Source organism: Kluyvera huaxiensis (assembly GCF_040149365.1).
Classification (GTDB): Bacteria; Pseudomonadota; Gammaproteobacteria; order Enterobacterales; family Enterobacteriaceae; genus Kluyvera; species Kluyvera intermedia_A.
Genome location: NZ_JBEFLV010000006.1, coordinates 17,338 through 38,276 on the forward strand (window position 1 = coordinate 17,338; position 20,939 = coordinate 38,276).

The window sequence follows — 20,939 nt, forward strand, 5'->3', positions numbered from 1 at the left end:
GCGGCACAAGAATCCATAATTTAAATTTAAATTAATTAGCCCTCGCCGTACCACCGGCAAAAAAGATAATAGGCATAATTATTGTTATCTTCATCAGGGAAAATTATGTACAAATTGGCTCTTTCGACGCTGGTTATGGCAACACTTACCGCCTGTAACTCTTCACCGTCCGACCAACTGGTCAAAATAGATTCATTACGAATCCCCGTAGTACAGAATGAAAAATCATCGGTACCCGTTGCGGAAATGGCTTCTTTGCATCAGAAAAATAAGCAGATAATTGACAACCTTACGCTGAACTTAAAATCTGAATATTTGTTAGATGTCAAAACCGCTGAAATATTCGACATTCACAGTCAGGCCCATCAGGTTTATCAGTCGCTGTCCAGGCTGGATCAAATGCGGATGGTGAACAATTTTTATTTGAAAGAACACAATTTCACCGGTTTGCAGCGCGTAAATATTTCACTTCAACCGCTGACCCAGGGATAAAAAAAGCCCCCTCATTTATCATGAGGGGGCCATTTACAATATTTTGGGTTATTGACCAAAGCGGTAGCTGATACCGGCCATGACAGAACTGATGTCGCTGCTGACGCCAATCTGATTCTCATTACCAACATTACTAACCCACTGATATTCCAGGCGCCCTGCCCAGTTTTCATTAAAGGCATATTCCGTACCGACCGCCAGTACCGGACGAATACCGGTATCAAAGTCGTTATGGCCTTTAATATCCGATTCGGCGCGATACCCCATGACTCCAGCACGTCCATACAGATCCCAGTCGTTGCTCAGACCGTAGCTGGCTTTCAATGAAACCTGTAGCCCCTGACTTTTCATCTGCGAGCCAGATGCTCCGTGATTCCCGTTGGCGCCCATATTACCTAAATAGTCATACCCGCCTTCAACCGCCAGCCATGGATTAATTTGATATCCGGTAAAAATTCCGCCGCCGACATTATCACGATCGAAATCAGCATCATGCTGGGAATTAGTGTCACCATAATGTGACCAGCCAAATTTAGAACCAGCGTACCAACTCCCGGCATCTGCGGCTGCAAATGCGGTAGTGGCCGTAAAGGTGCTTGCGATAATTAGCGTAATAAGTGTCTTCTTCATAACAGTCCTATTGTCAACCCGTTATTAAATAAATGAGAGTGATACTATTAAAGTGGGCTTACAATAAGATATAAAATCATCGCTGATAATCGTTTTATTATTTATTTTTGGACAAACGACAGGTGTTAAAAATGCTCGGGTAATTTATTCAACTCAGTCAGATAGCCGCCCCGTTTGAATTCAATATAGTGTCCATTTTTTAACGCCGACAATACATTCAGCACGCTACTGCGCGATAAATGGGTGCGTTCCTGGATGTAATCAAGGATAGAAACCCGCATTCTCGTCTCTTCCGGCAACTGGCTCATTTCCTGTAAATGATTGCGGATAACCGAGTAGGTTTTCTGTTGCACCACTAAAGCATCGCGATAGAAAAGATAGGCCGTATGGTACGACAGTAAGGAGACGACATCTTCCATTACGCCATGCTGGCGAAAGGTATCCATCGCCGTTTTGGCATCCACCCGCAGTATGGTTGATTCCGTTTCTGCGCGCAGCAGATGCCCACGTACCGGCTGGATCATTTCGGCAATCCCAAACAGGTGCGGATCGTAGACGGTCACAATCAATAAGCCATCAGAAGCACGTAAAATAGAGAGTTCGCCAGCTAAAAAAAGATACAGCTTCGGCTGATGTTTATACGTCCACGTCATGCGTTTACGTGGCACCACTTTGATTTTTTCGGCAATCGGTTCAAGCAACGCCGTCAAACGCTGAATACTCTGCTCTGGACGAATGGGCGGTAAAATATGCATAGCAGTACCTGGTCATTAACAATCAACATAATTATAGAGCGCAACAAGGTTTCCGTAAAAAATTCGCAACTCAGTATTTACTCATGCCAATGGACATAAAAAAACCACATTCTTGTTTAAAAATAAACGATACGTCACTGTCCAGGCCACCAGTACAGGCCAGAATCCGCCGTGCATTTAGTGAAAAAGTCTAATCGATTTTGGACACAGCAATAAGTCACCCAGGCCTGCCTCCCCTCATGATTTAAGCTCTGGCTACGGTTGATTGTGTCGTTGCTGATGTTTTTTTAGGCGTTAAGCCGACAATGCGGGAAAAGTCTTGTTGCCGAGAAAATGTACATAACCACGGGTTCTATGACATAAATGCGACAAACACGGAGTATTCCTGTGTTCAATATCACAATTGCAGACAGAATGAAGTGACGGTTGGGGGTTACGAAAATATTCTACAAACGTTTTGATAAGGGAATAGTCAATAGCGACTGAGGGGTGTAACTTGTTGAAATTGGCGGAGAGAGGGGGATTTGAACCCCCGGTAGAGTTGCCCCTACTCTAGTTTTCGAGACTAGTCCGTTCAGCCGCTCCGGCATCTCTCCGTTTTGATGGTTGCCATCATGCCAGGTTATTTGGCATTTTAACAGTCCCAGTCTCTTCAATTGCGTTCAAGTGACGAGTTTGCGAGCAAAACGATGATTAAATGGCCCTGGAAAGCAAGCGATACCGCTGAGAAAACAGATATGCCGTGGGCGCACGCCCTGGCGATACCTCTGTTAGCCACGTTATCTACCGATGAACAGGTGAAGCTGGTTCAGCTTGCCGAGCGTTTTCTACAACAAAAACGGCTGGTGTTCTTGCAGGGATTGGCCGTTGAACCCGTAACCGAAGCGCGCATTGCGCTCCTGTTCTGCCTCCCCATTATGGAACTTGGTCTCGAGTGGCTCGATGGTTTTCATGAAATACTGATCTACCCTGCCCCGTTTGTCGTCGATGACGAATGGGAAGATGATATTGGTCTGGTTCACAATCAGCGCGTGGTGCAGTCCGGACAAAGCTGGCAGCAGGGTCCTATCGTTCTGAACTGGCTGGACATTCAGGATTCCTTCGATGCCTCCGGCTTCAACCTGATTATTCATGAAGTGGCGCATAAACTGGATACTCGCAACGGTGACCGCGCCAGCGGCGTTCCGTTTATTCCGCTGCGTGACGTTGCGGGATGGGAGCACGATCTGCACGCCGCCATGAATAACATTCAGGATGAGATTGATTTGGTAGGCGAAAATGCGGCCAGTATCGATGCTTATGCTGCAACCGACCCCGCTGAATGTTTTGCGGTGCTCTCTGAGTATTTTTTCAGCGCCCCCGAGCTTTTCGCCCCGCGCTTCCCGGCGCTGTGGCAGCGTTTCTGTGGCTTCTATCGCCAGGACCCACTCCAGCGGTTACGCGATAATAGCCAACAGGATGAAAATCCATCGACAGTACACTAAAACAACAGGCTGAGTTAAATTCAGCCAATTGAATCAGCAAGTTAAATTTAGTGTTGACACAAATATCGAGGAACAGTAGTATTCGCCTCGTTCACACGATTCCTCTGTAGTTCAGTCGGTAGAACGGCGGACTGTTAATCCGTATGTCACTGGTTCGAGTCCAGTCAGAGGAGCCAAATTCTCGTTTTCGTGCAGCTTCATTAATGCCTGTCCGGTTTTGATACAACAGCTTAGCGTGAAAACTTCTTCCGATGCATTTTGATTTTATCCTCCGCATCGGGAAAAATTGGTGGTCAAATCTGGGGTCCGGTTAGTTTTACTATGGAGTGACCCCATATGTCTCTTACTGACACCAAAATCCGCAGTCTCAAGCCATCTAATAAACCCTTTAAAATTTCCGATTCACACGGTCTGTACCTCCTGGTCAAACCGAGCGGTTCACGTCACTGGTATCTCAAGTACCGTATTAAGGGCAAAGAATCCCGCATTGCACTCGGAGCCTACCCAGTTATCTCCCTCTCAGACGCCCGTAGTCAACGTGAAGTTATTCGCAAAATGCTGGTACTGAACATCAATCCAGCAGAGCAGCGAGCAGCTGAACGCAGTTCTCGTATACCAAAGAAAGTGTTTAAAAACGTGGCACTGGCGTGGCATAAGAGCAATAAAAAATGGTCACAGAACACCGCCGACCGTCTGCTCGCCAGCATGAATAATCATATATTCCCGGTCATTGGTACGATGTCAGTTTCAGAACTGAAACCCCGTCACTTCATCACTTTATTAAAAGGAATTGAGGAAAAGGGTCTACTGGAAGTTGCATCCCGTACACGCCAGCACCTCCGGAATATCATGCGCTACGCCGTGCATCATGGATTAATCGATTCTAATCCGGCAGCAAACCTGGACGGAGTGACGGCTCCACCAGTAAAACGTCACTACCCCGCTCTACCGCTGGAGCGTCTTCCAGAATTGCTTGAGAGCATTGAGAGTTTTCAGCATTGCCGTGAACTCACCCGCCTTGCCATCCTGCTAACACTGCATCTATTCATTCGCTCGAGTGAATTGCGTTTTGCCCGCTGGCATGAAATTGATTTCGGAAATCAGGTCTGGATAATACCCGCCACGCGCGAAGCTATTGAAGGCGTGCGTTACTCTGGTCGTGGTGCCAAAATGCGCAGGCCTCATATCGTACCCCTCTCACAACAATCGATCGCGCTCCTGAAAAAGATTAAAGATATCTCAGGAGATAATGCACTCGTGTTCCCCGGGGACCATAACCCGTATAAACCGATGTGTGAAAATACAGTAAACAAGGCACTACGCCTGATGGGCTGGGACACGAAAGTGGAAATCTGCGGTCACGGTTTCAGGACAATGGCATGCAGCGCCCTTATGGAGTCCAGTATATGGTCACAGGATGCTGTTGAACGGCAAATGAGTCACCAGGAACGTAACTCCGTGCGCCAAGCATATATTCACAGGGCAGAGCATCTGGAAGCAAGAAAGGCAATGATGCAGTGGTGGTCGGATTATCTGGATACTTGCCGCAAAACCTATATACCGCCCTATATTTTGGGGAGAGAAAGAGCGACTCTTCAACCAGCCTAATGAATCAATCGTCCTGACACATCAAAGCCGCATCTGTGCAGACTGATGCGGCTTTTTACTTTGTCCAAACTTCATGGAAAACCGTTTCGCTAATACCGTGTAATAAATCCACATCTCTGAAAAAATGCTTAATAATTTAATTAAAAATAAAGAAAACTCCTGTCAGAACTGACAGTTTTATTTTATATTCAAAAGCTTTTAATAGACTCTCCATCTTTAAAAAACACTCTAAAAATAAACTTAAACAATGATCATGGGGTTTCTATGCACGTAAAATACATACGACTTAAACCATTTATTGTTGCTCCACTTATTACTGCAGCGATAGTCGCACCTGCCTGTGCACAGGCGAGTAGCGGGGATCATGCGGCTCCAGCATATACCGCTACACAGACGAAGGGGGATATGATTTATCAAAATGATGATACAGCCATTTCAGTTATGGGATCCTTACGTCTCATGGCAAAGGACGATTCAGCGCACAGTGTAGAACATAATATACAAAACAACGACTCACGTCTGGGTGTCGCACTACGACACAATATTAATGACAAAGGCTATTACGCGGCAGGTTATTATGAAACTGGCATACACGGTCTGGATTCCGCAACTGATAATCAGGGTAACGATGTTTATACCCGTCAGGCGTATGCGGGGATAGGTAATGATAAATATGGGGTGGTGACTTTCGGTAAGCAATATGCCCCAACCGACTGGGGGCTGGGAATTGATACCACCTATGCATACGGTGGCAAAGCCAAACATGATACCACTGGTATGTCGACCGATATTATTAACTCGGCTGTTATTTATTATTACAACACCAAGGCCTTCACGGTGGGTGTAATGGGCCAAGGGAATGACGATGTCGATAAAATTGGCTTTGGCAGCGGTTACGGCAACGGACCGGATATGCATGATGCGTACCACGATGGTTCCGCGACTGTTCACGGCGGCGCTGCGTTAGCAGCACAATATCGCTTCGATAATGGTTTCTCACTTTCCGGTACGGCAGCTTATAACAACTATTCTGTAAATCAGGGTACCATAACCACGGATGTGCCCATAGGTCCACACGGTGGTACTGTTCCAGTCACAACGGTGACCGGCCCTTCTTATAACGGTAATACCTATTCGATGGGGATGAACGCTAAGTACACAACCAGCTTTAATAGTTTCACCTGGTATAACGGCGTGCAAGCGACTTACTATATCAACAAAGTTGATGACGTTCAGGCAGCAACCAGCGGTGCCAGCAAACAGACTAACGACCAAGAAACGATTCTGGGTCTGGAATATGCCTCACAGTTCAAAATTACCCCTGAGTGGAGCGTCTATGCCAACTTTGACTGGACCGAAGGCGGTGATGCGATGGACGGTCAACACTTCCAGTCCACCACGCTGGGTACCGATTACTGGCTGGGGAAAAACGCAGTGACCTATATTGAATACGGTTATGAGAAAGCAAGCGGTAACACTGATGCGTCATATAATGTATCAGATCATCTGGCGGCGGTTGGCCTACGTATCTTCATTTAATGTGATTTGACCCAGTTCTATATTAGTAAAGTTCAAAAAATATTTGGGCTATCATTTCCTCCGTTGATGTTGTAACAATAAGTAGTCATAAATCTGCCGCAACGGACAGAACAAATTATGTTTTCAACAATAAATTAGCCGCACCAGTTTCAGGAGAGGAGGAAAATAGGTGACCATAGGTTTCCTCTGAAGGCTAACATTTATTTTGTCGGTGCACTCCATGCTTAACAAATATACTTCATGAGGGGAACTCACGTGAAGAATTACATCTACACTATCCCATTGTTGTCAGCAATTTATTCCGTGGGATGTTATGCCTATGATGATTTATCATCATACTCACAATTCATACCAGATAATCATAATTATCATGTTATTGTAAAATACGATTTTATTAACAAGAAGGAAATAAATAGGTTTGTTGGCATCACTGATAAAAATGCAACTGAATTATCTACCCTGCAAAAACAAACAGTTAAGCCATTTGTCGATTGCATAAAAGACAAACTGAAATAAATTATCAATCAGGGCTGAACTAAATATTTCGAAAATAGTTCGAGCACGGTCCTTCCATAAGACATCTCTTAATCTCTGGCTCACTCAATAGCTGAACATTTTAGTTTCAAAAGAAAAGTTGTAGAGTTTGCCTCCCGTGCTTATCGGCAAAAATAAAGTGAGATAAAAAATTAATTTAACATTCGAACTATTTTCAAGCGACAGACCTGCAGAGTTTTTTCTGTGAAGAAAAAAGGAGACCATGACTTAGTTTTCTGTAATTAATCATCATCGATAAACTTGTTTTGCCCCATAACCACAAAGAGTCAAATATAACACATGAATATATCTCTTCATCTAAACCTCACATAGGTAACGATTTTAACTTCTCGGTTTTTAATATTTGCAACCCCCTGATTTTCATTGACATAGTGCATACCACAACGAATCATAACTTTCTGAGACGCTATATTATCCTTTTCACACCTAGCAATTATCTGAGTTACATTTTGTGTTGTAAATGAAAAATCGATAAGCGCACCTAAAGCTTCTGTACAATATCCTTTACGCCAAAATGGCACACCTAACCAATACCCAACCTCTGCCTTTAGCATGTCTTTTTTTTGAAAAGAAACAGCACCAATTAAATTACCACCATGTTTCAAATGAATAGATAGCGTAACATTTTCACCTAACTTCGTTTTCTGGATAGTTTTGTTCAACCAGTCGACAGATTCCTCGATTGAAAAAGGAGAACTAAAGCAACGAGTCCATTGTGCGAGTTTAGGATCACAGACCAGTCGCTGTAACTCTGGAGCATCACTTAATCTAAATGGATTTAGAATCAATCGTTTAGTTAGTAACTCCATCACTACATCCCTATTTAAAAAATAATAGCATTAAAGCCACATAAAAACACAGTGTACACCACTTACTGGCAGGTAGTGCTCCCTGAAATCTGCATGGCTAAATCGAAACACTTTCATCTTTTCACCAAGTGACATATCAATCCTCATCTATTTTTGGAATTAAATTTATCGATTAGCTTGACGCTGACGATCCAATAAAGTGACGTTATACAGAAATAAAAGTGAACTAGCAGAATATAAAAGATTATTAATTTAATTTTAGTACACTTGCCCACATTTCTGACTCAACTAGAATTCTGGTAGGAGTCGCACCAACATGGCTTGTGCAATCCGGAACTACTAAGCTCCGAATCAGGATTGACTAACGGTGTGGTGTCCGCCCTATCCCTGTAATTTCTGGAAAAAACGGTCTTCAGCAAAACCGGTGCAGTGACCGTAGTACGAACAGAGCACTTCATCACCGCTTGTTGACGGTAACGAACTGACGCAATAAGAAGAACAGTAGTTAGGATAGTGTGCAAAAGTCCAACCTCTAATGTTAAACATGCTTTATAACTTCATTGATAAACCCCTCCCTGTCAGAACTGACAGTTTCATCTCATATTCAAAAGTGTTTAATAGTTTGATGTTTTTAAGGGTTCTGTGAAAAAATGGAAAATATTAAGTTATATACGCATAAGAAAAACAAAAGTGAGATATTCCTAAAAAACACCTCACGCCTTTCCAATAATCGCTTCCAGGCTACTTTTAAGTTAGTCCCTGAGCATCACTTTTACTCTGACTTTCTCGCCTGTGCAAATGGGATAAACCCTTTATTTCTACTGGAATGTGCAAGACAGGTTGAAACATATTTGTCGCATACTGAGTTTGGTATCAAGTTAGGTAATAAATTCTTGCTCAATAACTGGTCCCTAACATGTTACCCATCTAAAGCCGTAGTTACTGAAGACCTTATAGCAGATATTCACACCAAGTACCCGATTACAATTAAAACAATAAAAAATGAGTTTAATTTTTCTTTTAAATTACAAGACATAGTCATAGGCACCGTAATAATAGGTGTAAGATATATAACAAGTCATTGTTATAAACTCATTCGCAAAACACCAGTTGAAACCACAAATTCATCAATCGCAATCCCTCTATCGCCTAAATGTGTTTGTTACACAAAACTTGATAATGTCATTCTGGCAGATTTGAATGATAACGGACCGTATATCAATGCAAGAATAAAGATTGATGAAAATAACAAATCGCTGAATGATCATGAGCAAGATCACATCACAGGTTTGAACATAACTGAATCAGCAAAACAAATATGTTATTGTTACCTATCGATATACATGCATGAAGAAACCGAACAATTTATTCTTGTGAGTATGGAAGCACATTTCATGTGCTATGTGGAAAAACTCATTCCTGCAATCGTTTCAATCAAAAAGATTACATTCCAAAACAATACCTATTCATTCGATATTGATATAACCCAGAATAAAAAAACATTGGCAACCGTTAGCTTAGTACTGAGAGGTGAATATGAATAGATTAAGAAGTTTACTGACAGATGTCTTCGGTGTTTCTGAAAAAGACCTTCAGGATGACAGAACTCTTGATGATATGGGGCTAGATTCTATAAGCATAGTGGAATTTCAGATTGAAATCGAAAGAACTTTTAATATTGAAAGTGGCCAATTAGCTCTGGTCAATAAAGATACGTTGCAAAGTATTATGGAAAGGATCAGAGGATTACAACATGCAAAATTAAAAGGCGCATGATTATGAAAAGTAAAGTCGTGGTTACAGGGATGGGAATTATCTCCTCCGCTGGCCATTCCCCAGAGGCATGCCACTCGACCCTGCTTCAGGGACTGGGAATGGCAAAACCTGATCCCCGCCTGAGAAGGCTTGAAGTCTCATGGTCATGCCCTATTCAGGATTTCATACCCGATCAGCATATGAGTAAATCATTGATCTGGCGGAGCGACCCTTTTATTCAGTATGCATTATATGCTGCGCGTAGCGCTGTCGAGGATGCAGGTTTAGGCAAAGCTTACAGAGGGCCGAAAACAGGTATCGTACTCGGTAATTCGCTTGCAGGTATAACCTATCTAGAAGCACTGAACAAAAGAGCAATACAGGAAGACGTCGGGACTATTGGATCTCGCTATCTCTTGTCTACAATGGGAAGTATGGCGATTGGTAATATAGCAATTGAACTCGGTATTAATGGTCCAACATACCTGATTGGTACAGCATGCTCATCCGGTACCGATGCAATTGGAACAGCCAAAAGCCTTATTGAAAGCGGACAATGCGACAATGTTCTTGCCGGAGGCAGCGAGGCACCGATCACATCATTGGTTGTGTCCTCTTTCACAAAAATAGGCGCACTTTCGAAAAATAGTAACTTGTCGCTAGCATCACGTCCGTTTGATAAAGAAAGGGATGGCTTTGTTATCTCTGAAGGGGCAGCGATCATGGTATTAGAAAATGAGAAAAATGCGCTAGCTCGCGGAGCCAGGATCTATGCGACGTTATCCGGATATGGTTCAGCAAATGATGCACATCATATTACATCGCCCTCACCTGATGGTTTCGGATTATCTCAATCAATTTATAAGGCTCTAGAAGATGCTTCTTTAACTCCGAGCGATATTCAATGCATTAATGCACATGGTTCGTCTACGCCATTGAATGACTCCCTTGAGGGATGTGTTATATCCAATATATTCGGAGACTATCCTTGGGTGACATCAACTAAAGGCGTTACCGGGCATAGTCTCGCCGCAACAGGAGCTATGGAAGCCGTCTTTTCTGTACTCACGATGCTAAATGATGAAATTCCGCCTGTTGCCGGGTTACAAAATGTTGATGAAGCAATAAAAGTAAATATCGCAACAGGTATTATCCGGGGGGCAGGTATTAAAAATATACTCAGCACATCCCTTGGGTTTGGCGGGCAAAATTCTGCGCTTATTTTTTCCCAATACAGTAGAGGGGAAATGATATGAACCTCAAAAAAATCAAATTATTTGCGATAGATAGTGATGGTGTTGTTCTGAATGACACCTACAGCCCGGCAATTAAAATTTTTGTTGAATCACTTGGTGTGAATTACTCCTCACTGATCGAACGTAGCGTCTGGGGTTCACCACAAGCAACTGCCGGCCATAACCTCGCACTAGCCTGTAAACTGCCCTATTCAGGTGAAAAAGTCATTAAGGATTTTTTCAAAACAAGAGAGGATTACTTGAAAGATCACCCAGTTGAAGTCCTCCCGGGTATCGAATCAACATTGGCATTGCTGAACAATACAGGTTCACGCATTACATGCTATGGGGGAAGAAATAAGGAATATAGCTTCGACACGTATTTAAAATCCTATGAAAATTACTTTGATAAAAAGATTCCATATATTGACATTAATGCTTTCCGCCCCGGGATGTATGAAATCATAAAAGAAATATTTGGTCTGGATTTTGATGAGGTTGTTTTCATTGATGATATTAATAGGGTCGCTGAAGTATGTAAGTCACTCGGAGCAGGGTTTATCGGCGTTCCTGCATCGATGCCACATAACTACCAGCGTGAAGAAATGGTCGCTACTGGTGTGAAGTATATGGTGAATAAATTCACCGATATTAATGAAGAACTCATATATGAGGCCGACAATAATCTGCTCTCTGCAGATTATTGGAAATGACATAAGGTGCAGCATGGAAAAGCGAAATTGCTTAATGATAAATTACATTATACCAATAATATGTGGCTTTACCGCAGCCAATATGTATTACGTTCAACCACTGGCCCCTATGATTAGTAATGAACTTATGATTCCTTATGTAAAAGCATCCATGCTGTATTCATTTTCTCTTATCGGTAATGCATTATCATTATTCTTTATAATTCCGCTGGGTGATTTCTATAACAAAAAACTGTTAATCACATTACTGTACACAGTTTCGACGCTTGCTCTATTGATATTTTCCATAACAAAAAGCTATTATATTTTATCTACCACTGCACTTTTAATTGGAATAGGTACATCCGCAATCCCTTTAATTACGGCAGGGTTGAGCAAACAAAATGACGGGACACGAATTATAGGTCGAATAATGGCATGTGTATTAACAGGAATTCTTTTCTCCCGTTTCCTGTCAAGTTTATTGAGTGAAATGTGGGGTTGGAAGTCGATATATGCTATTGCGACAATACTGATGCTTCTGTCAAGTTTATTACTTTTCTTCAATTACTCCGAACCACAAAATAGAAAATATCAAGTTCAAGAATCTTATAACCATATTTTATATCTAAATATAAGCAGCTTATCACAGAATACTATTATTATGCATTATTGTCTGAGTGCGTTTTTCATTATGTTCTTATTTTCTGCATTCTGGAGCAACGTATCAATTTATTTATCAACCGTATTTCATCTTAGCCAATCCCAAATTGGATTTTTTTCCCTTACAGGAGTTGCAGGGGCCTCGTCTGCCTTATTCTCCCCCGCAATTCTGAAAAGCATAAACTATAAAGATAATGCACTATATTTTTTAATTGTGGTATCTTTGGTGATAATGGGATTCTTTAGAAGTTTATTAGCAATTGCAGTAATAGGTGCATTATTAATTGATGCACTTATTCAGTTAATACATATAAATAACCAACGAGGGCTATTTCTTGCCTGTAATGGAAACGAAGCTCGGGCCGCAAGTTGCTATATGACGAGTTTCGTTACGGGGGGCGCAGTTGGCGGATTTATATCTTCTTATCTGTATACCCTATACGGATGGAACGTGGTATTGATTAGCTGCGCAATCATTACTTTAATTCCGATGTTCATAAAATCGCGAGAAAATGTTAATGAAAAATACTGAAGCTGCGCTTAGCAATAGAGAACTTCTGAATCATTATTTATCTTTGATGACAGGAGATGAAAAACATGAACCTTCTTCTATCTCCACGCTTGATGTCATCCAGGTGTTGTATGACAAAGTGCTTAATTGTTCTCCCGATAAGACACAAGATGAGTATAGGGATCGCTTCTTTTTATCTAAAGGCCATGGACCGATGGCCTTTTATGCCGTACTGGCATTAAAAGGTTTCATTTCTAAGGAATTACTGGAAACCTACGGTGAATACAACAGCAAACTTGGGTATCACCCGGACAGGACAAAACTAGACTGTGTAGAAATTTCCAGCGGTTCCTTAGGGCACGGCCTACCTATGGCTATTGGCTCAGCTTTAGCACTGCGGGCCAGAGGAATTATAGGCCCAAAACATTGGGTTCTCATGGGGGATGCGGAACTCGATGAAGGTTCAAATTTTGAGGCGATTCCTTTTGCAGGCAGACATGGGCTATCAGAGCTGAATGTCGTAGTCATAGACAATGACTCATCCACTTTGGGTTGGCCGGGAGGGATCTCACGTCGTTTTTCCAATGAGGGCTGGAAGGCCACCTGTGTCAATGGCAGAGATCATGAGGAACTGTACCAGGCGTTTATAAGAGAACATCCCCATAAGCCTCACGCTATCATTGCCACTGTAGATACAAAATCAGGTAAACCTCGTAGACAATTCAGGGGCATAAGATGAAAACAGTTCTAACCTGGGATCAACGATTTGCAGAAATAAACGCAATGCGACAGCGTTTTGCTGTAGTCATGTCAGACTTGATAAGAGAAAATGACAATATTGCGTTGGTACTTGCTGATATTACCGCAGAGAGATTCACAAATGTTCTAAGCGATTTTCCCCATAGGGTTATCAATGTCGGGATTAGGGAACAACTGATGATTGATATTGCAGGTGGTCTGGCGATGTCAGGCATGCGCCCATTTGTACATACCTTTGCTAGTTTCCTGATAGAACGTCCCTTCGAGCAGATTAAAATTGCACTGAATCATCAGAATATCGGTGCGGTGCTGGTCAGCGCCGGAGCCTCTTATGATTTGTCGGTTGATGGGCGCACGCATCAGTCACCGGCAGATGTGTCTCTGCTGAGTACACTTGCAGACTGGAAAATCATCATTCCAGGAAATGCCGAGGAAGCTGAATTCGCGCTTCGTATGGCTGCAAATGATATTGGTCTGTTTTACATCCGGCTTTCGACTGAAACAAACCAGCGTACATACTGGTCTGGTGAAAACAGTTTTATAGTGCTGAAAACAGGACATATAGGCACTGTAATCGCAGTGGGACCAGTTGCTGAAAATGTCTTAGCAGCTACAGAGAATCTAGACTTAACAGTATTGTATGCGCCTGTGATCACACCTTTCGACACTGTAACTTTGCTGAATACTCTTTCAGTTCCTGATGTCGCAATCGTAGAACCATACCTTGAAGGAACGACAACTCATGCTATAGCTGAGGCATTGTCCGATATACCAAACAGAATCTTGTCCATTGGTGTAAAACTAAAGGAGCTCAGACAATTTGGGACACCAGAAGAGCACATGCGGGCTCATGGACTAGATACCGATGGCTTGAGATTACGCCTTTCAGAATTCTATCGTCACTGATAGATGATCTGGCAAGGAACACCTTGTCAGATCAAACCTTCGGAAGTCGCTTTAAAGATCGCATAACGAACTGATGTCACATTCAATTTATCGAGAATATTATTGATATGAAATCTGACGGTCCTTTCACTGACACCTAGAATTAATGCTATTTCAATATAAGTTTTCCCAAACTTCAGCAAATTCATAACTTCCTTTTCTCGTACAGTGAATACATATTTTGGTGCTTGTTCATAATGGGCTTCAAAAAGACTCATAACATCATACAATATCTTATATTTCTTTCTAGAGTAGCATCTTATGAAATTCTCATCACCCTCATTATAGTACATTGTAAAAATAACCACGTCATGATTAATTTTTATAACAAAAGTCACCCCGTTGCGGATATTATACTTATTGGATAAAACCTTAATATCTTCATTATTACTATTTACAGAAGACCACTTGAAAGGAGTTATTTTATCTCTAGCTTTCATCACAATATTACTTCGAAGATGCATCTCTCTTTTTAGAAAATCCCGTTCCCAACAATGAGGCATGTTAGATATGATGGAAACCTCATCAAGAGAATTAATGGTAATAATTGAGTATCTTTTTATGTATATCTGATTAAGATATTCTTCAACGATTTTTTTAATCATAGTTACACCTTGAGCATTATTCATAACAACATGAAGCTGCTATTTCATGCGTCGAGCACAGCTATTTTATCGCATATATATAGTTGGGCAATTGCTCAATCGCAAGTTATATGTCTACCAAAATTTCTACCTACCTCAAACTTTTTCGCAATAAAAACCCCTCAACTCTTATTTTCGCTTCGACATTGGTTCTCTTTCACAATGCAACAATAAATGATTCTTTCTGTATTCCGTTGTGTTCAAAATGACAGCGTTTAACGGGGACGTGGAAATAATCGGCGAGGAGAGATTCTTGTAAGACACTCTGTGTAGTTCCAAAACAGTAACTATCTTTGCCCATCAGCAGACATTTATCTGCAATGTTATTTGCATGATTGATGAAGTGCGTATTCAGGATAATAGTAACATTTTTCTCCCGCGACAACGTGTGCAACCAATTGATAATGAGAGACTGATTATTAAAATCAAGATTTGATTCAGGTTCATCAAGCACAAGGATGTCCGGCTCTGAGACCAGCGCCTTCGCGATATAACACATCTGTAGCTCACCACCACTGATCTGGTTAACATCTTTGGTTGCAAGATATGAAGCACCAAGTTCCGACAATATTTGCCCCGCTTTTTCGATATCCCTCGCCCCAGGAGATGCCAGCATTCCGCCCCGTAATGGGCACCCAAAGGAGATGAAATCGAGTACATTGTAAGAAAAGTGAACACGTTTGGCCTGCGGGACATACGCCATACGAGCTTTCCGGTTTCCCACTCGGCCAATATGACATGAGCCACTAACCGGTTGATACAGACCGGTAACCGTTTTAAGCAATGTTGTTTTGCCAACACCATTCGGTCCTAATACGCACAGTACCTCACCTTCATCAATGGAGAAGCTGATATTGTTAAAGGCAGTTTTACTCTTTTTGAACGCGAACGTAAGATTATTCACTTCGATCATATCGGTTACTCATGATGAACAGTACAGCAAATAAAGGCGCACCAACCAGAGCAGTAAGTATTCCAATGGGGATCTCTGCGTAAGTCAGGGTCCTGGCAATATTGTCGATGACCAATAAAAACAACGCACCACATACAGCCGAAGCCGGGATCAGCTTGCTATGGTTGTACCCGACCAGCGTTCTAACCAGATGCGGGATAACCAGACCAACCCAGCCCACCACGCCAGCGATGGTGACTGATGCTGCCACCAAAATTGAGGCTGTGATTAGCAAAACTGCATTCAACAATTGTGGGTTCATTCCAGCAATTTTGGCCTCATCATTTCCCAAAGACAACACATTGATTTTCCATCGAAGTTTGTAGATAACCAGATAACAAATGATGTATAGCGGGATGAGTCCATAAACCTGCTCTTTGACCAGAGAAGCGAAACTCCCCATAAGCCAGAAGACGATAGCCGGGAGTTCGTCCTGTGGATCGGCAACATATTTAATGATTGATACAAAAGACATAAACACCGAAGCCACTATGATGCCCGACAGGATAGTCGTGAGCTCCCCATTGTTTTTCTTGAAATGGCAAAGTCCCATCACGCATAAAAGGCTGACAATGCCAAAGAAGAAAGAGGAAAAAGCGCTGAGTTGTAGTGGAAAACCTAGCAGTATCCCAAGTGCTGCGCCGAACGCTGCGGCGGAAGATGTACCGAGCACATCCGGGCTCGCCAGCGCATTTCGCAACACCGCTTGATACGTCACGCCTGCTACTGATAGCCCTGCCCCTACCATCATGACGGCAATAATCCTTGGCAACCGTAGATTGCATATAACCGAGAATCCTGCGCTCAAACAACGGCGACCATTATCATGTAATACCTCCGTCATTATTTCGGGGAAAGATAATGTATAGCGACCTATGAACAAAGAAATCATAGCCACAATCAGTAACAATACGATTGAAATCCACATTAGCATGCGGTATTTTTGTCTTTCCTGCATAACTAACCTTTCAAAATTAAAACCTATGCGCCGAATTATTTTATTACCGCTGTCTTAACTCATCGGTTAATAGCGCGTCCGGAATTTCATAATCAAATACTTTTTTATAGTGTAACCGTGTTGCAACTTTCAATTCTGCATCTGTTATATAGTCAGGGTTAAATTTATTAATCATAAACAATGGTAATAGCGCAGTCTCAGCAGACAATCCTCCCCAATTATGTAGCCCCACGGGTGTAGAAAATATTTTCCCATCTTTAAATGCTTTTACATTATGCCAGTCTTGCCCGGGATTTTTATTATTGAGAATATCCTTCGCGCTACCAAAGACCACAAATACAACATCGGGATCCCACTGAATTATTTGCTCCATTGAAACATTAATGTACCTGCCAGCATCCCCTTTTACTACCAGATCACTTGCTACGTTTTCCATCCCCGCCATCTTAAGATAGGTATCACCATATGTTTTCGGCCCACTCACCTTGAGTTCTTTCCCATCACTCTGCTCAAGATACAATGCCCGAATATGTTGTGATTTGATCTTCTCGGCATAGGGTTTTGCCTCATTGAGGCTTATCTTCCATGCATCCGAAAATTTGTGACTGTGAGGTAAACCAAGGGTCTGGTTAAATTCGTTTTCCCAATAAGTCTGCGTTACTACTGGCTCAAATTTAGTGTCACCTCCAGCATCAAGATTAATAGTGGGGATCCCTGCCCGCTCCAGATTATCATTCTGACTTTTACCATAATAGTAAATAATATCTGGTTGTAAATTTAGTAAGGACTCCATATTTACAACATAGTCTTTATTAATAAAGTCAGTAGTGATACGGTCGATATCTGGCTTCATATCCTTGAGAAGTTTCATGTTTGAATGCAGAAAAGCCCAAGGTCCAACGCCCACTACATGTTTATATGCCAAATCACTTGCCATAATTACACCAAAGGGACAATTTCCGGTGATAATAATACGGTTGAATTTTATGGGTATTTCTTCAGAATTTTTCATACTTTGGTCATTTATCGTCTTACTCACCTCACTACTATTGGCATAGCTTGCCGTTGATAATAATATCATCGATGATATGAATAATGAGAATAATATTTTTCCATTAAGCATACTTAGCACCTCAATGTTTTAAATGAATTGTAATTTAATAGCATCACGTGATTATTTTATTGACTAATTCATATTACCTTCTTTAAAAAACCGACGTCATGAGATGAAGATTTAAAGCGGAGATAACTCACCGCCAGAGACATAAATGAGAACAATGCCCCGGCGAAAAGACTAATATTCGTTACATTACGCCCAAACATATTAAAGAAAAACGCCACCAGCACAGAACCAATAATCTGCCCAATCAGACGTGAACTGCCTAATAATCCGCTGGCAATACCGCTATTTTCATGTGGGACCGAAGTCATAATGAGAAAATTATTAGGGGACTGGAATAGTCCAAAACCAAAACCACAGATAGCGATCCGCCAGAGGATCTGCATATTCGAGGGTTGTACGGGTAGCCATGTCATTAACAGAGTACCTATCAGAAGTAGTAATAGTCCGGTGAATGCTACCAGGTTGGGCTCGTACTTTTTGATTAGTTCACCCGCGACCAGAGAGGTCAACATTGTCGCCAGCGGCCATGCCGTTAACAGCATGCCTATTTCAACGACATTGCGGTTTAATACATTATGAAAATAAAATGGTAAGGAGACATATGCCAGTAACTGCGTACTATATGATAACAAAGACATTAATAACGATAGAGAAAATGTCCTGTTGCGAAATATCGCAACCGGGATCAAAGCATCAGTAACCTTTCTTTTTTGGTTCAAATACAAAGTGATTGCCAGCACGACAAGAATAATCGAGCTTGGGATAACGTCTAACACGTTGTTCCTCGCCAAACCCAGCATCATCGTTGAAAACGAAGCGAACGTCAGGAAAACCAGCAACGCACCCGCTTTATCAAACCGGTTTTCGGTACGTTGTGTCGGTTTGAACGATACAATACAGAGAAGCAATGAAATACAAGCGATCGGTACATTAATAGAAAACAACCAGTTCCAGTTTGCAACTGATAGAATAGCTGAAGCAATTGACGGACCCGCCGCTGCGGAAACAGACACCACCATTACATTAATCCCCAATCCACGACCTAACAGCCGAGCAGGATAGATCTCTTTAATCAACACCGCATTCACACTTAGAATGGCCGCAGCCCCAAAGCCCTGAATGACGCGAAAAGCCGTTAGCATCATCAGCGTTTCAGAAAGTGCACATCCTAACGAGGAAAGCGCAAAAAAAATCACCCCAAGAATAAAAATACGTTTGTTACCTATTTTGCCTCCCAATGCAGCGAATACCAGCAATGAAGCGACCACAGCAAACTGGTAAGCATTGATTATCAGGATAGATGCAGCTTCTGAGACGGCAAAATCTTTGCCAATAAGAGGTAAGGCAACATTTGCGATAGTGCTGTCCAGCATCGCAATCACTGTACTAAGTGATACAGCCAGCACGGCACCGATGTTGAGTTTTTCTTCTTTGATATGTTCAGTTGACATAATTCCTCCCCAGAATAAGTCATCGAACAATGGATAGACTCATTCTATATTTCGGCACACCTTTAGTTGTTACGTTATAACATAACCAACAGTAATGAGAATAATTATCTTTTGAAAAGATCTATATCAATATGTTTCCAGCAGGAGTCCATCGTCCTGATTGATAATTCAGGATTTTAAGTAAACACGACGGGGCAAGAGCTAATCAGCAGTACTCTTGCAGATTGCGATCATTGTTGGACGCCTGATGTCATCATGATTCAAGCGATAAGAGGCAGTGATAGTATTAAAAATCCAATTTATCAATACATTGGGAGCCTCCTGTTTTTCCAGTGATTAATATTAAGTAACTCGAAGCAACAAAAAATAACATTCAAGTCCTCGACCTCAAATAATTCATAACGTTATAACATAACAAATTCATCTGTATGAGGCGGCTGCATTGAACACCAACATTACCCGACGAAAACTGATTCTTACTGGTTTAGCGGCTCTCGCAACCAATACACTGGCTATACCGCTTACATACGCACATATACGACCTCAGCTAAATCATAAGCATACCTCCCTCCCAATAAATGGGCGCAGGAAATTTACGATAATGCTAGATCCTGGACACGGGGGGATTGATTCTGGCGCAGTGGGTTGTGAAGGTTCTCTGGAAAAACATGTTGTACTGGATATTACCTTTAAGATAAAAGCCATTCTCAATAGTCACGGTATAAATGCACTACAGACGCGATCGGATGACACTTTTATTCCACTATACGATCGCGTACAGATTGCTCATGCACACAAAGCCGATCTATTTATGTCCATTCACGCCGATGGTTTCGCTAGTCCTGCAGCCCATGGAGCTTCCGTTTTTGCACTTTCAACACGGGGAGCCAGCAGCGCTATGGCAAGGTATCTATCCAAAAGTGAGAATGCTGCTGATAATATTGCTGGAAAACAAATCATTCACAGGGACAAGTATCTCGACAAAATCATCTTCGATCTTGAACAGACTGAAACCATCAGGGAAAGTCTTTTACTGGGATCACATATAGTTCACCACATTTCTCCAGTCCACCATATGCATTCAAACCATACAGAACAGGCAGCTTTTGCAGTACTTAAATCACCCTATATTCCATCTGTCCTGGTTGAAACCTCTTTTATCACCAACCCACAGGAGGAGAAATTATTAGGCACAACGGCATTCCGCAACAAAATTGCATCCGCCATTTCTAATGGCATCATCAGTTATTTTAGCCACAAACAAAACGTTTCAGCATAACGATAATAATCTCATTCTATTGGATTTAAGCAATGAGCATATGTCTCGGTAAGTTGTCCACCCTACCACCATTCAGATGCTGAGCCATCTTTAGGGATGT

At 42.0% G+C, this 20,939-nt stretch carries 21 protein-coding genes and 2 tRNA genes; 14 read left to right on the forward strand and 9 right to left on the reverse strand.

The features are described 5' to 3' along the window. Positions 1 to 105 precede the first annotated feature (105 nt). The gene (locus ABOC97_RS07985; RefSeq protein ID WP_349596103.1) at positions 106 to 492 is read left to right on the forward strand and encodes a hypothetical protein; all 387 of its coding nucleotides are present in this window, start codon (positions 106 to 108) and stop codon (positions 490 to 492) included. Between the two features lie 48 nt (positions 493 to 540). Here ABOC97_RS07985 and ABOC97_RS07990 read toward each other — a convergent pair whose 3' ends face one another. The 3 genes from ABOC97_RS07990 to ABOC97_RS08000 all read right to left on the reverse strand — a co-directional run bounded on the left by ABOC97_RS07990 (position 541) and on the right by ABOC97_RS08000 (position 2,473). After that, positions 541 to 1,122 (reverse strand): outer membrane beta-barrel protein, encoded by a 582-nt coding sequence (locus tag ABOC97_RS07990; protein ID WP_349596106.1) that lies wholly within the window; start codon positions 1,120 to 1,122, stop codon positions 541 to 543. Between the two features lie 125 nt (positions 1,123 to 1,247). After that, on the reverse strand, positions 1,248 to 1,877 hold the full coding sequence (locus ABOC97_RS07995; RefSeq protein WP_349596109.1) for a winged helix-turn-helix transcriptional regulator: 630 nt from the start codon (positions 1,875 to 1,877) through the stop codon (positions 1,248 to 1,250). Positions 1,878 to 2,383: 506 nt separating this feature from the next. Then, positions 2,384 to 2,473 (reverse strand) — tRNA-Ser (locus tag ABOC97_RS08000). A gap of 93 nt (positions 2,474 to 2,566) precedes the next feature. Between ABOC97_RS08000 and mtfA the strand changes: the two genes are divergently transcribed. The 5 genes from mtfA (at position 2,567) to ABOC97_RS08025 (ending at position 7,024) form a co-directional block, all read left to right on the forward strand. After that, positions 2,567 to 3,361: a DgsA anti-repressor MtfA gene (gene mtfA / locus ABOC97_RS08005; protein ID WP_349596112.1), complete on the forward strand. Its 795-nt coding sequence runs from the start codon at positions 2,567 to 2,569 to the stop codon at positions 3,359 to 3,361. 100 nt (positions 3,362 to 3,461) lie between these two features. Continuing rightward, positions 3,462 to 3,537, forward strand: a tRNA-Asn gene (locus ABOC97_RS08010). A 160-nt stretch (positions 3,538 to 3,697) separates the two neighbouring features. Then, entirely contained in the window at positions 3,698 to 4,969 is a 1,272-nt protein-coding gene (locus tag ABOC97_RS08015) for a tyrosine-type recombinase/integrase (RefSeq protein WP_349596115.1), read from the forward strand. A 264-nt stretch (positions 4,970 to 5,233) separates the two neighbouring features. Next, entirely contained in the window at positions 5,234 to 6,508 is a 1,275-nt protein-coding gene (locus ABOC97_RS08020; RefSeq protein ID WP_349596118.1) for a porin, read from the forward strand. A gap of 255 nt (positions 6,509 to 6,763) precedes the next feature. After that, positions 6,764 to 7,024, forward strand: coding sequence for a hypothetical protein (locus ABOC97_RS08025; protein WP_349596121.1), 261 nt, complete (start codon positions 6,764 to 6,766; stop codon positions 7,022 to 7,024). A 332-nt stretch (positions 7,025 to 7,356) separates the two neighbouring features. On the opposite strand, the gene ABOC97_RS08030 is transcribed toward ABOC97_RS08025, so the two are convergent. Then, the gene (locus ABOC97_RS08030) at positions 7,357 to 7,872 is read right to left on the reverse strand and encodes a GNAT family N-acetyltransferase (protein WP_100194252.1); all 516 of its coding nucleotides are present in this window, start codon (positions 7,870 to 7,872) and stop codon (positions 7,357 to 7,359) included. Between the two features lie 650 nt (positions 7,873 to 8,522). Here ABOC97_RS08030 and ABOC97_RS08035 point away from each other — a divergent pair. Genes ABOC97_RS08035 through ABOC97_RS08065 form a run of 7 tightly spaced genes read left to right on the forward strand, consistent with a single transcriptional unit; the run spans position 8,523 to position 14,393 of the window. Further along, entirely contained in the window at positions 8,523 to 9,416 is an 894-nt protein-coding gene (locus ABOC97_RS08035) for an AfsA-related hotdog domain-containing protein (RefSeq protein ID WP_057095138.1), read from the forward strand. Beyond that, positions 9,409 to 9,648 (forward strand): acyl carrier protein, encoded by a 240-nt coding sequence (locus ABOC97_RS08040; protein WP_057069159.1) that lies wholly within the window; start codon positions 9,409 to 9,411, stop codon positions 9,646 to 9,648. Before ABOC97_RS08035 ends, ABOC97_RS08040 begins: the two co-directional genes overlap by 8 nt. A gap of 2 nt (positions 9,649 to 9,650) precedes the next feature. Continuing rightward, on the forward strand, positions 9,651 to 10,883 hold the full coding sequence (locus tag ABOC97_RS08045) for a beta-ketoacyl-[acyl-carrier-protein] synthase family protein (RefSeq protein ID WP_057069160.1): 1,233 nt from the start codon (positions 9,651 to 9,653) through the stop codon (positions 10,881 to 10,883). Then, positions 10,880 to 11,575 (forward strand): HAD family hydrolase, encoded by a 696-nt coding sequence (locus ABOC97_RS08050; protein ID WP_057069162.1) that lies wholly within the window; start codon positions 10,880 to 10,882, stop codon positions 11,573 to 11,575. Before ABOC97_RS08045 ends, ABOC97_RS08050 begins: the two co-directional genes overlap by 4 nt. Positions 11,576 to 11,588: 13 nt before the next feature. Beyond that, a complete protein-coding gene (locus ABOC97_RS08055) occupies positions 11,589 to 12,749 on the forward strand; it encodes an MFS transporter (protein ID WP_349596127.1) in 1,161 nt (386 codons plus the stop codon). Further along, positions 12,736 to 13,467, forward strand: a complete 732-nt coding sequence (locus ABOC97_RS08060; protein ID WP_057069166.1) for a thiamine pyrophosphate-dependent enzyme — start codon at positions 12,736 to 12,738, stop codon at positions 13,465 to 13,467. The genes ABOC97_RS08055 and ABOC97_RS08060 overlap by 14 nt, the downstream gene beginning before the upstream one ends. Next, on the forward strand, positions 13,464 to 14,393 hold the full coding sequence (locus tag ABOC97_RS08065; RefSeq protein WP_100194248.1) for a transketolase family protein: 930 nt from the start codon (positions 13,464 to 13,466) through the stop codon (positions 14,391 to 14,393). The genes ABOC97_RS08060 and ABOC97_RS08065 overlap by 4 nt, the downstream gene beginning before the upstream one ends. A 26-nt stretch (positions 14,394 to 14,419) precedes the next feature. Here ABOC97_RS08065 and ABOC97_RS08070 read toward each other — a convergent pair whose 3' ends face one another. From ABOC97_RS08070 to ABOC97_RS08090, 5 genes are all read right to left on the reverse strand, one after another. Further along, positions 14,420 to 15,037, reverse strand: coding sequence for a helix-turn-helix transcriptional regulator (locus tag ABOC97_RS08070; protein WP_188093464.1), 618 nt, complete (start codon positions 15,035 to 15,037; stop codon positions 14,420 to 14,422). Positions 15,038 to 15,233: 196 nt separating this feature from the next. Continuing rightward, complete coding sequence (locus tag ABOC97_RS08075; RefSeq protein ID WP_057069108.1) at positions 15,234 to 15,989, reverse strand: ABC transporter ATP-binding protein; 756 nt, start codon at positions 15,987 to 15,989, stop codon at positions 15,234 to 15,236. Then, positions 15,973 to 16,986 carry a FecCD family ABC transporter permease gene (locus tag ABOC97_RS08080; protein ID WP_057069105.1) on the reverse strand — a complete coding sequence of 338 codons (1,014 nt, stop codon included), beginning with the start codon at positions 16,984 to 16,986 and terminating at the stop codon, positions 15,973 to 15,975. Before ABOC97_RS08080 ends, ABOC97_RS08075 begins: the two co-directional genes overlap by 17 nt. A 43-nt stretch (positions 16,987 to 17,029) precedes the next feature. Further along, the gene (locus ABOC97_RS08085; protein ID WP_349596134.1) at positions 17,030 to 18,109 is read right to left on the reverse strand and encodes an ABC transporter substrate-binding protein; all 1,080 of its coding nucleotides are present in this window, start codon (positions 18,107 to 18,109) and stop codon (positions 17,030 to 17,032) included. Between the two features lie 68 nt (positions 18,110 to 18,177). Next, positions 18,178 to 19,560, reverse strand: a complete 1,383-nt coding sequence (locus ABOC97_RS08090) for an MFS transporter (RefSeq protein WP_349596137.1) — start codon at positions 19,558 to 19,560, stop codon at positions 18,178 to 18,180. 424 nt (positions 19,561 to 19,984) lie between these two features. Here ABOC97_RS08090 and amiA point away from each other — a divergent pair, with 424 nt between their 5' ends. Further along, positions 19,985 to 20,839 (forward strand): N-acetylmuramoyl-L-alanine amidase AmiA, encoded by an 855-nt coding sequence (gene amiA / locus ABOC97_RS08095; RefSeq protein WP_045379335.1) that lies wholly within the window; start codon positions 19,985 to 19,987, stop codon positions 20,837 to 20,839. Positions 20,840 to 20,939 lie beyond the last annotated feature (100 nt).